At 72.1% G+C, this 13,358-nt stretch carries 11 protein-coding genes and 1 riboswitch; of the genes, 5 read left to right on the top strand and 6 right to left on the bottom strand.

Going from position 1 to position 13,358, the window contains the following annotated elements:
• Positions 1-91 precede the first annotated feature (91 nt).
• The gene (locus tag OG514_RS30865; RefSeq protein WP_266900326.1) at positions 92-3,088 is read left to right on the top strand and encodes a DEAD/DEAH box helicase; all 2,997 of its coding nucleotides are present in this window, start codon (positions 92-94) and stop codon (positions 3,086-3,088) included.
• Positions 3,085-4,500, top strand: a complete 1,416-nt coding sequence (locus tag OG514_RS30860) for an SWF or SNF family helicase (RefSeq protein ID WP_266900324.1) — start codon at positions 3,085-3,087, stop codon at positions 4,498-4,500. The genes OG514_RS30865 and OG514_RS30860 overlap by 4 nt, the downstream gene beginning before the upstream one ends.
• Here the strand turns inward: OG514_RS30860 and OG514_RS30855 are convergent.
• Together OG514_RS30855 and OG514_RS30850 are read right to left on the bottom strand one after the other, a co-directional pair.
• A complete protein-coding gene (locus OG514_RS30855) occupies positions 4,481-5,407 on the bottom strand; it encodes a hypothetical protein (protein ID WP_266900322.1) in 927 nt (308 codons plus the stop codon). The two genes, OG514_RS30860 and OG514_RS30855, sit on opposite strands and share 20 nt — an antisense overlap.
• A 135-nt stretch (positions 5,408-5,542) precedes the next feature.
• Positions 5,543-6,397 (bottom strand): bifunctional 5,10-methylenetetrahydrofolate dehydrogenase/5,10-methenyltetrahydrofolate cyclohydrolase, encoded by an 855-nt coding sequence (locus OG514_RS30850; protein ID WP_266900320.1) that lies wholly within the window; start codon positions 6,395-6,397, stop codon positions 5,543-5,545.
• Between the two features lie 28 nt (positions 6,398-6,425).
• Positions 6,426-6,534, bottom strand: a riboswitch (ZMP/ZTP riboswitch).
• A gap of 92 nt (positions 6,535-6,626) precedes the next feature.
• On the opposite strand from OG514_RS30850, the gene OG514_RS30845 reads away from it, so the two are divergent.
• Both OG514_RS30845 and OG514_RS30840 read left to right on the top strand, forming a co-directional pair.
• Positions 6,627-8,048, top strand: a complete 1,422-nt coding sequence (locus OG514_RS30845) for a GAF domain-containing protein (RefSeq protein ID WP_266901020.1) — start codon at positions 6,627-6,629, stop codon at positions 8,046-8,048.
• Between the two features lie 44 nt (positions 8,049-8,092).
• Positions 8,093-9,616, top strand: a complete 1,524-nt coding sequence (locus OG514_RS30840; RefSeq protein WP_266900317.1) for an aldehyde dehydrogenase family protein — start codon at positions 8,093-8,095, stop codon at positions 9,614-9,616.
• A gap of 162 nt (positions 9,617-9,778) precedes the next feature.
• Here OG514_RS30840 and OG514_RS30835 read toward each other — a convergent pair whose 3' ends face one another.
• From OG514_RS30835 to OG514_RS30825, 3 genes are all read right to left on the bottom strand, one after another.
• Positions 9,779-10,021, bottom strand: a complete 243-nt coding sequence (locus OG514_RS30835; protein WP_266900315.1) for an integrase — start codon at positions 10,019-10,021, stop codon at positions 9,779-9,781.
• Between the two features lie 5 nt (positions 10,022-10,026).
• Positions 10,027-10,788 (bottom strand): hypothetical protein, encoded by a 762-nt coding sequence (locus tag OG514_RS30830; protein ID WP_266900313.1) that lies wholly within the window; start codon positions 10,786-10,788, stop codon positions 10,027-10,029.
• A 198-nt stretch (positions 10,789-10,986) separates the two neighbouring features.
• A complete protein-coding gene (locus tag OG514_RS30825; protein WP_266900311.1) occupies positions 10,987-11,559 on the bottom strand; it encodes a hypothetical protein in 573 nt (190 codons plus the stop codon).
• Positions 11,560-11,732: 173 nt separating this feature from the next.
• Here OG514_RS30825 and OG514_RS30820 point away from each other — a divergent pair, with 173 nt between their 5' ends.
• Entirely contained in the window at positions 11,733-11,975 is a 243-nt protein-coding gene (locus tag OG514_RS30820) for a hypothetical protein (RefSeq protein WP_266900309.1), read from the top strand.
• A 323-nt stretch (positions 11,976-12,298) separates the two neighbouring features.
• On the opposite strand, the gene OG514_RS30815 is transcribed toward OG514_RS30820, so the two are convergent.
• Positions 12,299-13,252, bottom strand: coding sequence for a hypothetical protein (locus OG514_RS30815; RefSeq protein WP_266900307.1), 954 nt, complete (start codon positions 13,250-13,252; stop codon positions 12,299-12,301).
• Between the last annotated feature and the right edge of the window lie 106 nt (positions 13,253-13,358).

The raw sequence follows: 13,358 nt of genomic DNA, 5'->3' as shown, positions 1-13,358 counted from the left end.
GGGGATCACGCGAGGGACGTACGACGTCGAGGCGGTGCCGTGAGGTACCCTCGGCCGCTCGGACTCCAGGTAGTCAAATTTGAGGAATGCGTTGTCGCTGTCGCACGGACCCGATGATCCCGCCCGCGAACCCGCCCAGGAACCCTCCCGCGAACTCACCCGCCACTCCGCCGTCTTCCTCCCCGCCGATCCGCCCCGCGCGGGCCGGATCGCCTTCTGGTCACCGGACGGCGACGACACGCTGCCGGACCTGGACGCCACCACGACCGACCTCGGCAGCGGCAGCGCACTCGGGCTCACGGTCGTGGACGGGGAGAGCCTCCGGCCGGTGACCGTCCCCGCGTACTCCCTCTCCGTACGGGACGCCCTGCCGCTCCTCGCCCCCGCCCGTTTCTCCGACAACGCCGCCCCCGCGAGCGCCTTCTGGGGTGCCGCCTCGCTCCTCGCCCTCGACCTCGTCGCACGCGGCCTGCTCCTGCCGGGTCTCGCCCCCGGCGACGTGGACGCGTGGCGGGCCGGTCCGCTCGGCCCCGGCGAGCTTGCCGAACTGCGCACGCTCGCCGCGTCGATGCCGCCCGAGGCGCACGCCGTGCCGCTCTCACCGGAGGAGCCGCTGCTCCTCCCCCAGCCCGAAGCCCTGCTGCGCGCCTTCACCGATGCCGTCGCGGACAGCCTGCCCCGTACCCCGGCGGCTCAGCTCGCCGCCGGCGGGCCGGCTTTCGCCGCCGACGAGCCGCAGACGGTTCCCGAGCAGCGGGCGTGGGCGGCCGATGTGGCGGCGGTGCACGACGCGGGTGTCCGGCTCTCGCTCCGGCTCGAACTGCCGGGATTCAGCGCCGAGTCGGACAAGGCGCCGGACTTCCGGGCCGTGCTGCAGCTGCACGCCGTCGCCGATCCGACCCTGGTCGCGGACGCGGCGGAGGTGTGGGCGGGCTCCGGCCGGCCGGCGGCCGCGTTCGGCCCCCGGGCCCGTATGGACGCACTCCTCGCGCTCCGGCGCGCCGCCCGTGCCTGGCCCCCGCTGACCCCGCTCCTGACGGCGGCGGTACCCGACACCGTCGAACTCGTCGACGAGGAGGTCGCGGAGCTGCTCGGCGCGGCGGGCCGCGACCTCGCCGCGACGGGCGTCCAGGTCCACTGGCCGCGCGAACTCGCCGACCGGCTCACGGCGAGTGCGGTGATCGGCCCGGTCGGCGGGGAGAAGCACGCAGCGCAGGACCTCTTCGGCGACAAGGGCTCCGCCGAAGGGCTCACCTCCCGCGAGGAGGGGTTCGGCTCCGACGAGGAGGCCGAGGACGCTCGTTCCTCCTCCGTGCTCCCCTCCTTCCTCTCCGCCGACGCCCTGCTCGGCTTCAACTGGCGCTTCGCCGTGGGTGATCAGGAGCTGACCCGCGCCGAACTCGACCGGCTCGCGGAGGCCGGGCGGCCCCTGGTGCGCCTGCGGGACCGCTGGGTTCTCGTCGACCCCGACGAAGTGCGCAGTGCCCGGGCGCAGCAGGACCGCACGGTGACCCCGGTGGACGCCCTCTCGGCCGTCCTCACCGGTACCACCGAGATCGACGGCCGGCCCGTGGAGGTGGCGGCGACCGGGTGGCTGGAGCGGCTGCGGGAGCGGCTCGCCGAACCCGAGGGCGGCCGCCCGGAGGTCTCCCAGCCCCCGGCGCTCACGGCGACCCTGCGGGACTACCAGCTGCGCGGGCTCGACTGGCTGCACCGGATGACCTCTCTCGGCCTCGGCGGCTGTCTCGCGGACGACATGGGGCTCGGCAAGACCATCACCGTCATCGCGCTGCATCTGCACCGGCAGTCCGACCCGGCGTCCGCTGGACCCACCCTCGTCGTCTGTCCGACCTCCCTCATGGGCAACTGGCAGCGGGAGATCGAGAAGTTCGCGCCGGGCACGCCGGTGCGCCGCTTCCACGGCGCCACCCGTGATCTGGAGGACCTCGCCGACGGCGGTTTCGTGCTCACCACGTACGGCACCATGCGGCTCGACGCGGCGCGGCTCGCCGCCCGGAGCTGGGGACTCGTCGTCGCGGACGAGGCTCAGCACGTCAAGAACCCGTACTCGGCGACGGCCAGGCAGCTGCGGACCATCGGAGCACGCGCCCGCGTGGCGCTGTCCGGCACACCGGTGGAGAACAACCTGTCCGAGCTGTGGGCGATCCTCGACTGGACCACGCCGGGGCTGCTCGGCAGCCTGGGCGCGTTCCGGACGCGGTTCGCCGCCGCCGTCGAGGGCGGCCGGGATCCGGCCGCCGCCGCGCGACTCGCCGCGCTGGTCCGCCCGTTCCTGCTGCGCCGCCGCAAGTCGGACCCCGGTATCGCACCCGAGCTGCCGCCGAAGACGGAGACCGACCGGGCCGTCTCCCTGACGCCGGAACAGGCCGGGCTCTACGAGGCGGTCGTACGGGAGACCCTGGCGGCGATCTCCGAGGCCGACGGCATGGCGCGGCGCGGCCTGGTCGTGAAGCTGCTGACCGGTCTCAAGCAGATCTGCAACCACCCGGCGCAGTACCTCAAGGAGGACCGGCCGAGGATCGAGGGCCGTTCGGGCAAGTTGGAGCTGCTCGACGAGCTGCTGGACACGATCCTCGCCGAGGGGGCGTGCACGCTGGTCTTCACCCAGTACGTGGGGATGGCCAGGCTCCTGGAGGCGCACCTCGCGGCGCGGGGCGTACGGACGCAGTTCCTGCACGGCGGGACACCGGTCGTCGAGCGCGAGGCGATGGTCGCCCGTTTCCAGGCCGGCGAGGTTCCGGTCTTCCTCCTCTCCCTGAAGGCCGCCGGTACGGGGCTCAACCTCACGCGGGCGGAACACGTCGTGCACTACGACCGCTGGTGGAACCCGGCCGTGGAGGCGCAGGCCACCGACCGGGCCTACCGGATCGGGCAGGACCGCCCGGTGCAGGTCCACCGACTGATCGCCGAGGGCACGATCGAGGACCGGATCGCCACCATGCTCGACCGCAAGCGCGAGCTGGCGGACACCGTCCTCGGGACGGGCGGGGACACCCCGTCGGAGCTGACCGAACTGACCGATGCCGAGCTGGCGGAGCTCGTACGACTGCGGGGGGACGGACGATGAGCGAGTACGGACACGGGGGCGAGGAGCGGACGTTCGCGGCGCTGCCGCCCTCGCAGGGTACGGCCTTCGCCAGAACCTGGTGGGGCCTGGCGTGGCTGAAGGCCCTGGAGGACACCGCGCTCGACGGCCAGCAGCTCAAGGCGGGACGGCGGCACGCGCGCGCGGGGGCGGTGGGCGCCGTGTCCGTACGGCCCGGGCGCATCACCGCGGTGGTCAAGGACCGCGACGGCACCGCGTACCGCAGTGACGTCCTGGTGCGCGAGTTCTCCGAGGAGGAGTGGGAGCGGCTCCTGGACCTCGCCGTGGACAGCGCGGGGCACATCGCCGCGCTCCTCGACCGCGAGATGCCGCCGCACCTGGTCGAGGACGCGGCGGCGGCCGGACTCGATCTGCTGCCGGGAATCGGCGACCTCGACCCGGAGTGCGGCTGCGAGGCCTGGGACCACTGTCCGCACACGGCGGCGCTCTGCTACCAGGTGGCTCGGCTGCTCGACGAGGATCCCTTCGTCCTGCTGCTCATGCGGGGGCGCGGCGAGCGGACCCTGCTGGACCAACTGCAGGCGCGCAGCACGTCACGGGCCGCGCGCGGCGGGCGGGGAGCGGACGACACGCCGGACACGGACGACGCCGGGGGCGCCGGAGGGATGCCCGGCGTGTCGGCCGAGGAGGCCTACGCGGCAGGGTTCCTCCTGCCGCCGCTGCCCGCGCCTCCGGTCGCTCCGGCCGCGCCGGGCAGGTCACCGTCCTTGGACACGGAGACGGATCCGGAGCCCGGGGTCGACCCGGCGGCGCTGGAGTTCCTCGCGTCGGACGCGGCGGGCCGCGCGTACCGGATGCTGGTCGAGGTGCTCGACGCCGGGGCGCCGGGCGGCGCGCCGGTCAGCGTCGGTTCGCGAACCGGCATCGCGAACGGTGGGGGGCCTCGTGGTGGGGGAACGGGCGCTGGGGGCGGCGTATCCACGGCGCCAGCGGCTCCGCTGACGGTCGCTCAGGACGCGGTGCGGCTGGCCACGGACTCCCCCGCGCCGTGGATCGCGGCGCGCCTCGTCTCCGGCTCGGGCCGGACGCGGGCGGAGATGGACCTGGCCACGCGCGCGTGGCGGTTCGGGGGCGCCGCCGCCCTCGCCGTACTGGAGGAGGAGTGGACGCCGGACGCCGAGGCACTCGCCTGGGCGGCGGCCAGACTCGCGGAGGCCTGGGAGGACGACGACCGGCCGGTGCTGCGGCGGGCGGGCGGCGGGCGGTGGACGGTGGTGGGCGCGGAGGCCCAGCTGCGGCTCGGCGAGGAGGGGCACTGGTGGCCGTACCTCAAGTCCGGTGCGCGGTGGTCCCCCGCCGGTCCGCCGGACCGCGATCCGGCGACGGCCCTCGCGACGGCCTTCGCCGCCGGTCCTAGTGGAGCGGGTGGCTGAGCGTGCCGCCGCCGGCGGAGGGCGCGACGAGGCTGCAGGCGACGGTGTCCGAACCGAGGAGGTAGCTCGTCCGGTACGGGTACTGGACGAAGGTGGTCCAGCGCGTGCCGAGCGGTTGCCGAGCGGCCTTGCGGCGCAACGGTTCGCGGCACAGCAGCGTGGCCGCCTCGCGGATCGCCGTGTCCGTCGCGTGGAGACCGGTGAGACGGAGCCGGGCGACGAGTTCGGCGTTGTGCGGCGTGTCGCAGGAGCGCCGGACGGCGGTGCCCGGCGCGTCGCGGTCGACGTCGAAGCAGTCACCGGCACGCAGCTCCTCGAAGGAGACGGGCCGGGAGGAGCCACCGCCGCCCGCCGCGGAGCCGGTCGGCCGGGGCCGGGTGGTGGTGCTCTCGGCGCCGGACGGCGACGCGGACGTGGCCTCCCCGGGGGGAGCCGACCGGCGGGGGGACTCGCTACGGCTCGGCGTGCCGCCCGAGGTCACGTCTCCGGTCGGCGTTCCGGCGGTCGGCGTGTCGGCGGTGCGGGTGCCGGCTGCCCCGGTGTCACCCCTGCGCGTGTCGGCCGAGGCGCCACCTGGCGGGGTGGTCTCGGGCCGACCGTCGCCGGTGACGACGGGCGACGGCACGCCGACCGCGTCACCGCCCGGCCCTCCGGCCGTGGAGAGGCCCTGCTCGGTTCCGCCCCGAGCGGCCAGGAAAGCGGTCGCGACGAGCGCAGCCACCAGCAGCGGGACGAGCGGCACGCCGAACCGATGGGCACGGCGGGCGGCCGGTCCGGGGCGGGGCGCGCCGAGCCGGACGAGGCGGGGCGACCGGTCCGAACCGGCGAACGGGTCGGACTGGCCGGGCGGGTCGGGTTCGCCCGGCCGGCGGTCCGGCGGCGGGGCGGCGGGCGACGGGTGTGGCACAAGGTCAAGGTTCGCCGCTCGACGGCTCCGCTGCCACCCCTTTAGGAACGCCGAGCGGGGCCTGTGCAGAAACGTGACCATCGCCGACCGCGCTCCCGCCCGCCGCTCCTTCCGCCGCCCCGTCACGAACCGCCCCTACAGGCCGAGCTGACGCTCGGCGCCCTCGACCGTCTGGGCGAGGAGCACGGCGATGGTCATGGGGCCGACACCGCCGGGGACCGGGGTGATGAGGGAGGCGCGCTCGGCGGCCGAGGCGAAGTCGACGTCGCCGACGTTGCCCGGGTTGTAGCCGGCGTCGACGACGACGGCGCCGGGCTTGATGTCCGCACCCTTGATGAAGTTCGGCTTGCCGACGGCGGCCACGAGGACATCGGCCTCGCGGACCACGGAGGAGAGGTCCTCGGTGCGGGAGTGGCAGTAGGTGACGGTGGCGTCGCGGCCGAGGAGGAGCAGCCCGGCCGGCTTGCCGAGGATGGCGCTGCGGCCGACGACGACGGCGCGCTTGCCCCGGAGTTCGACGTCGTAGGCGTCGAGGAGGCGCATGATGCCGCCGGGCGTGCAGGAGACGAAGCCGGGCAGGCCGAATCCCATGGCGGCGAAGGAGGCCATGGTGACGCCGTCGACGTCCTTCTCCGGGGCGATGGCCTCGAAGGCGGCGCGCTCGTCGATGTGCGGGCCGACGGGGTGCTGGAGGAGGATGCCGTGGACCTCGGGATCCTCGGAGAGCGCGGTGATCGCGGCGACGAGTTCCTCGGTCGTCGTGGAGGCGGGGAGCTCGACGTGCTTGGAGCGGATTCCGACCTTCGCGCAGCGGTTCTGCTTCATCTTCACGTACGTCACGGAGGCCGGGTCCGCGCCGACCAGGACGGTCGCGAGACACGGGGTGACGCCGGTGCGGCGGGTGATCTCGGCGGCGCGGGCGGCGGTCTCCTCGACCGTACGGCGGGCGAGGGCCGTGCCGTCCATGAGGGCGGCGGTGCTGGTGGACATGGCAACTCCTGGGCGTCGTCTCTGACCGGTGATTCGCCCAGGCGCACGGCATCGGTACGGTCGCGCCGGTGGAGCACGCTCCCGCCGGGCCGCTCCCCGGTGGTGATCCACCTCAAGCGCCAGTCACGGCCCGAGCCCTACTGTACGTGAGCGGTCGGGGGCCGGTCCCGGACAGGGTGCGCATGACCGGGTGCCCGGCCGCTTGTCGACGGCGTCCCCGAGCATCACGATGAGCCCGACGGGCCGGGACGACCTCGACGAGGAGGCCGAGTTGAGCGATACGTGGGTGGCCGGGCGGGCGAAGACGGCGGATTCACACAGAGGGGACCCCGGCCCCCGGGAGGCGCTCGCCGGCCTCGGGGAGGCACCATCCGCCCCCGGCGAACCGTCCTCCGGGCCCGCTGATGCGTGCTCCGAACCCGCTGGGGCATCCGACGACTCACCCGAGCCCCCCGCCTCCGGGCAGGTCCGGCCGCTGGTCGCCGCGTCGTGGCGGCGTTCCGCACGCGCGCGCGTGAGCCCGGACGGCGCGGCCCGGGTGGAGCTGGACGAGGACGAGCTCGCCGCGTACCGAGAGGGCCATCCGCTGGCGGCGGCGATGCCGGTGATCCGGGAGCTGATGGGGGCGTACGCGACGGACGGGGAGCATCTGCTCGCGGTCTGCGACGCCGCCGGGCGGATGCTGTGGGTCGAGGGTCACCCGGCGACACTGCGCAAGGCGCTGGGAATGAACTTCGTGGCCGGGGCGCGCTGGTCGGAGGCGGCGGCCGGGACGAACGCGCCCGGGACCGCCCTCGCCGTCGACCGCCCGGTGCAGGTGGTCGCAGCCGAACACTTCCGGCACCCGGTGCGGGCGTGGACGTGCGCCGCCGCGCCCGTGCACGATCCGCGCAGCGGGCGGGTGCTCGGCGCGGTCGACATCACGGGCGGGCGGCGGCTCGCACACCCGCACAGTCTCGGCTTCGTCCAGGCGGTGGCGCGGGCGGCCGAGTCGCAACTGGCGCTTCTCGGGCCGGTCCCGGACGCGGGCAAGCTCAGCCTCGCGGCGCTGGGACGCGACGAGGCGCTGCTCTCGACCGGCGGCCGGCGGATCCGGCTGAGCCGCCGCCACAGCGAGATCCTGGTGCTGCTCGCGCACCGCCCGGAGGGAGTGGGCGGCGAGGAGCTCCTCATGCTGCTCTACGAGGACGAGTCGGTCACTCCGGTGACCCTGCGGGCGGAGTTGTCCCGGCTGCGGGCGCTGCTGGGTCCGGATCTGCTGCGGTCGCGCCCGTACCGCCTTGCGGGTGTGGTGGACGCGGACTTCGCGGCGGTGGACCGGCGGCTCGCCTCGGGGGCCGTGGCGGCGGCGGCCGGGGAGTACGCGGGTCCGCTGTTGCCCTCCTCGTCCGCCCCCGGGGTCGTACGGCTGCGGGAGCGGCTCGCGGACCGGCTGCGGGCGGCGCTCGTGGACAGGGGCGATCCGGGGCTGCTCGCCGACTGGGCGTACAGCGTGTGGGGCGAGGACGATCGGGTCGTCTGGCGCGCGCTGTGCGCGGCGGTTCCGGCGTCCCGGCTCCCGCCCGTACGGGCACGCCTGGACGCGTTGGAGGCGGAACTGTCCGCCGGTGCAACGGTCTTGCAACGTCCGGGTCCGCACACTCGCCGGTGAGCGCCGGTCAGGGACGGCCGGCGCGTCCCAGGGAGGCCATGCCCATGACCCGTTACGCCGCACCCGGTACCGAGGGCGCGATCATGTCGTACGAGGCCCGCTACGACCACTGGATCGGAGGCGCGTACGTCGCCCCGGCGCTCGGTCGCTACTTCGAGAACCCGAGCCCGGTCGACGGACGCCCCTTCACGGAGGTCGCGCGCGGCACGGCCGAGGACGTGGAACGCGCCCTCGACGCGGCGCACGCGGCGGCCCCCGCGTGGGGGCGGACGGCTCCGGCGGAGCGCGCGGCCGTCCTGCTGAGGATCGCGGACCGGATGGAGAGCAATCTGGAGGCGCTCGCGGTCGCGGAGAGCTGGGACAACGGCAAGCCGGTCCGGGAGACGCTGGCCGCCGACATCCCGCTCGCGATCGACCACTTCCGCTACTTCGCGGGGGCGCTGCGGGCCCAGGAGGGTGCGCTGAGCGAGATCGACGACGACACCGTCGCGTACCACTTCCACGAGCCGCTGGGCGTCGTCGCGCAGATCATCCCGTGGAACTTCCCGATCCTGATGGCGGTCTGGAAGCTGGCACCGGCGCTCGCCGCGGGCAACGCGGTGATCCTCAAGCCGGCCGAACAGACCCCGGCCTCGGTGCACTTCTGGCTGAGCCTGGTCGCGGACCTGCTGCCGCCGGGCGTCCTGAACGTCGTCAACGGCTTCGGCGAGGAAGCCGGCAAGCCGCTCGCGTCCTCACCGCGCGTCGCCAAGATCGCCTTCACCGGCGAGACGTCGACCGGTCGGCTGATCATGGGATACGCCTCCGAGAACCTGAAGCCGGTGACGCTGGAGCTGGGCGGCAAGTCGCCGAACATCTTCTTCGACGACGTGTGGGCGGCGGACGACGACTTCCGCGACAAGGCGCTCGAAGGCTTCACGATGTTCGCCCTCAACCAGGGCGAGGTCTGTACCTGCCCCTCGCGCGCGCTCGTCCAGCGCGGCCACTACGGCGAGTTCGTCGAGGCGGCGGTAGCCCGTACGGAGAAGATCGTCCCGGGCCACCCCCTGGACACGGACACGATGATCGGCGCCCAGGCCTCGGCCGAGCAGCTCCGCAAGATCGCCTCGTACCTGGAGATCGGGCAGAAGGAGGGCGCGAGGATTCTGACGGGTGGTCACATCGTCGAGCACGGCGGCGAACTGGCGGGCGGGTACTACGTCGAGCCGACCGTCTTCGAGGGCGACAACCGCATGAGGATCTTCCAGGAGGAGATCTTCGGCCCGGTGGTGGCGGTGACCTCCTTCACCGACTTCGACGACGCGATCAGCACGGCCAACGACACCCTGTACGGCCTCGGCGCCGGCGTCTGGACCCGCGACACGAACACCGCCTACCGCGCGGGCCGCGCCATCCAGGCGGGCCGCGTCTGGACCAACTGCTACCACGCGTACCCGGCCCACGCGGCCTTCGGCGGCTACAAGCAGTCGGGCATCGGCCGCGAGACCCACCGCATGATGCTGGACCACTACCAGCAGACGAAGAATCTGCTGGTCTCGTACTCGCCGAAGAAGCTCGGCTTCTTCTAGAGGCACACAAAGAGGCGCCTGACCTGGGCTTTTACCAGTCAGGCGCCTCTCGCTCACCCCGCATATCACGGGGTCGTGTTTGCATCGAAACTCCCACTTCATCCCACCGGTGTCCCGATCCTGACCAGCCCCTTCGGACCAGTCACGGACCAAAACTCCGGCTCAGCCCGCAGGGGCCTCACCTCGGCTGACGCGGTCCCACTCCTCCATGGACTGCTCGATGAGGCGGTTGGCCTGCTCCCGCACGCCATCCAGGAACTTGGCGTGGTGACGGAAGAGAGCCTCGATGCTCTGACCCGCGCGGCGAGCGCATTCGGCCGCGTCCACACCGGAGTACAACCAGAACGAGATGCCGGCGTGCCTGAGATCGTAGGGCCGCTTGGCCAGCCCGGAGGCGAGCTCCATTCGTGTCAGCACGTACTTCCGCGCCCGCGCCCATGTCGTGCCATAGGCCGCTGGGTCCACGTAGTTGCCGGCCCGGTTCCGGAACAGCCGGCCGTCCGGCGCCACGCCGAAGCGTTCGATGTGTGCGCGGAGGATGCGTACGAACTGGGGCGGGATGGGCACGGGCCGAGCTTGTGTTCCTTGATCTCGCCGTTCTTGTCCTTGACGAGTAGGCCGACCCCGTCGACCTTCATGTGCTCGCTGGCCTGCTCCCAGTCCTTCAGCACCATCGCTGCCTCGTCGGCGAGGTCCTCGTCGGGGAAGAACGCGAGCACCAGGTGTTGCGTATCCCCGCGGTAGCTTTCTCTGTCTCGCCGTGGGGTCACCGCTTCCTTTCTGCTGATCCCGTGGCGTTCGAGATAAGCGAAGATCTTTTCGGCCCCGTCGGAGTTTCCATCGACCTCGGACTTGACCCAGTCACGGAGCGCGGGCTCGTGCACCATCAAGGCGTCAGCGAAGGCCTTCATCTCGGGGGTGCTGGCGTGGCGGCCGAGTTCCTCGTACAGCTTGTCGGCTGCCGGGGTCTCCTTGGCCACCATCTTGGCCACCTCTTCGAACGAATGCTTGCGGACAAACTCCGCGCCTTCCCGGCCCGGCTTCTCCGCCTGCTCCAGACTGATGCTCACGCCGATCGCGTGGCCGTAGTCCTCGGCGAGATGGACATTGAGCCACTCCATCGTCGCGGCCGCCGTCGCCTGGCCGGCGTACTCGGGATACGTTTCGGCCAACGCCTCACACATGCTACACCGAAGATCTCCCCCTCCCAGGAGATCTTCGAGCCGTACGCTCCGACCCATCGCTTCCAAGCCTGTGCTTCTCCACGAACGTCACGACAGCGCTCCTCTCAAACGGACTCGGGCTGTCCTCCGGGTCTGCCGCCTCAAAGGAGACAGCGCCCACCTCTGAAGATCATTTCGGGACAAGCCTTAGCGGTTCGTACTGGTGGGCTCACCGAGGGCAGCGCGCACCCAGTCGTGAGTGCTTCCGGGATCGAGGGCGGCGAGAAAATCTGTGAGCGAGCCGTCCCAGCTTCGTCTTGCACGGTCGGCGGCTGCTGCCGCGACCATTTGCCGCGTGTCTCGATCCTTGCAACGGACCAGCGTGATTACCGCGTTCGGGCCGGCTTCGGCGAGGATCTCGTGGGCTTGGTGCGCATCCGCCCGTAGGTGTCCTTGACGCACGTGCGCGGCGTGGGCCTCGCCCTTGGCCCCTTTCAACATCGACCGGATTCCCATGAGTCCGACCATCCATGCGAGCGAGACAGACATCAGGGTGTAGGCGAAGTCGTTGGCTGTCGTCACGCGAGACTGCGTCAGCTTCAGTGACCCGTCGGTGTTGGCTCCGATGACGGCAGCAGTCGTTCCGCCCTTGCGTGCCTTCTTGCGAAAGCCTCGCCCGAGCGATGCCAGCATGCGTTCGGCGTCACGGTGTCCATCGAAGCTGGCGATGACCACCGATTCTTGCCCATATTCCGCGACCGAATCGGGGTCGGAGGCCATGTGTGTCTCCTCCGCGGATGGATGAGTGACCGGATCAAGACCTGACTACCGGGCACGACCATGCTCGGGGCGGGCCTACCACTCCATACCAACACGTATTGAGCGATGGTGCAGCCGGACTCGAGGGCGAGAAGCGGCCGCACCAGGCGACAACCGCCTCGAAGACAGACAGGATGCAGCACCAGACCGATACGTACTTCTCCTGCAACGGAACGGCGCCCTCCCAAGAAGAGAGCGAGGCGTTGGAGAGGCTGGGCCAGTGGCCGCAGAGGCCCAGGTTGCTGAAGCTGGTCAACGGCAACTTCGCGAGCAAGCTGACCGCCGACGACTTCCACGAGAACACCACCGGCGCTGTCGACCCCGGAGGCCGGCTCATCAGCAGCGAGCATGGCTCCTGGCTGCTCGACCACCTTTAGCGGGCCTGACCTAGGCACGACAGACAGCGGGACCGGCCGACGCCGCGCGTCACGAGCCGCCGCCACGGCCTGAGCCGCCTCTGATCGCCGCACTTGGCCGCAGCAGCCAAGTACGGCGCTCAGCCGCTGCAGTCGAGCCCTGCGCTTGCGGCGACCGCGTTGCGCCTTGGAGCAGGTTGCAAACGGCTCAGTGAGTCAAATGCACCGCCGGCACGCCGGGCGTCCACCGCATCAGTCACCGGTTCCTGCCACCGCCGCGTGGCGACACGGCCCATCGTTGCAGGCCTTACCACTCGGGAGGATCGTGATCATGCGAAACCCGGTCAGTTGGCGTTGCCGAAGATCTCGGCAGCGGTGTCGATGGTCAGCCCCGAGCCGAAGTGGGGGCCGCCTCCGACGTTGTACACGCCGGAGATCCTCTGCGGATAGGAACCGGCCTCGATGATCGCCTCGGACCAGGCGTCGAGGTGCTCCAACAGCTCGTCCAGGTCGTCGCCGAGCGCGGCCAGTAGCGGCCGTTCGAGCTCGTCGGTCCGGACCTCGATCTCTTCGCGGAATGCCCGACCCGCGTCGGTGAGCTTCTCGTCGGCGGTCATCAGCCCGCGTTCCCTGAGCCTGTCGAAGCCGGCGTCCATGTCGGATTCGGTCCATCCACGGCTGGGTGTGTAGGCGCGGGCCGGAAGCCCCCACCATTGTTCGGTCAGCAGGAGGATCTCCACGGCGTCGACACCGCCGACCGCCCAGGAGATGACATGGCTGTCACCGCGATGCTCGCGCACCAGGTCCGCCGCCCGCCACAGGTCACCCATGGGCCCGCCGGGGAAACCGAGCGAGCGCAGCCCCGAGTAGATGCCCCGGGCGGGCCACGGTGCCGCGTCGGCGGCCCGCCGCAGCAGGTCGGTGACCCGGGCGAGGCCCTCGGGCTGCTCACTCAGGACACGCTGCAGCATCGCCGTCGCGCCCTGCTGCCGTGCCTCGATGATTGCCTCCCGGTCGGTGATCTGCCAGCCCGTATGAACGCCGGGCACTACGGCCTTCGGGTTGAAGCAGCCGAACGCGGCGGCCACGACCTCTCCCGGCACCTGCCCCATGCACGCGCCGCGGCTGGTGAAGTAGGCCTTCATCTCCGGCCGGGCCACACCGTCCTGGGCAACCGGGCTCGGGTCGAAGCCGAGTGCCTCGTACGCCGCGTGCGCCTCCGGGGCGAAATACACCCCTGCTGCCACCGGCTCCACCGCGTTGCGCAACCGCCGGGCGTTCTCGTGGTATTCCGTCATCGTGCGATGCTCCTTGGCCAGCTGTCAGGGTGCTCCTTCGAGGTGGCCGCCCGGCGCCCGCCACGTTCCCCGTGAGAGCGCATCGCAGTCCGCTGCGCCGCTGTTC

The organism is Streptomyces sp. NBC_00572 (assembly GCF_026341815.1).
Lineage (GTDB): Bacteria > Actinomycetota > Actinomycetes > Streptomycetales > Streptomycetaceae > Streptomyces.
Note: the sequence above shows the minus strand (reverse complement) of the source record. Positions and strands in the feature narration are given on the sequence as shown.

Bases quoted from the DNA above. Each gene is read 5' to 3' on its own strand.
- OG514_RS30815 (WP_266900307.1), bottom strand. From the start codon at position 13,252: ATGACGGAATACCACGAGAACGCCCGGCGGTTGCGCAACGCGGTGGAG.
- OG514_RS30840 (WP_266900317.1), top strand. From the start codon at position 8,093: ATGACCCGTTACGCCGCACCCGGTACCGAGGGCGCGATCATGTCGTAC.
- OG514_RS30835 (WP_266900315.1), bottom strand. From the start codon at position 10,021: ATGGAGCTCGCCTCCGGGCTGGCCAAGCGGCCCTACGATCTCAGGCAC.
- OG514_RS30825 (WP_266900311.1), bottom strand. From the start codon at position 11,559: ATGGCCTCCGACCCCGATTCGGTCGCGGAATATGGGCAAGAATCGGTG.
- OG514_RS30845 (WP_266901020.1), top strand. From the start codon at position 6,627: ATGAGCCCGACGGGCCGGGACGACCTCGACGAGGAGGCCGAGTTGAGC.
- OG514_RS30850 (WP_266900320.1), bottom strand. From the start codon at position 6,397: ATGTCCACCAGCACCGCCGCCCTCATGGACGGCACGGCCCTCGCCCGC.
- OG514_RS30860 (WP_266900324.1), top strand. From the start codon at position 3,085: ATGAGCGAGTACGGACACGGGGGCGAGGAGCGGACGTTCGCGGCGCTG.
- OG514_RS30820 (WP_266900309.1), top strand. From the start codon at position 11,733: ATGCAGCACCAGACCGATACGTACTTCTCCTGCAACGGAACGGCGCCC.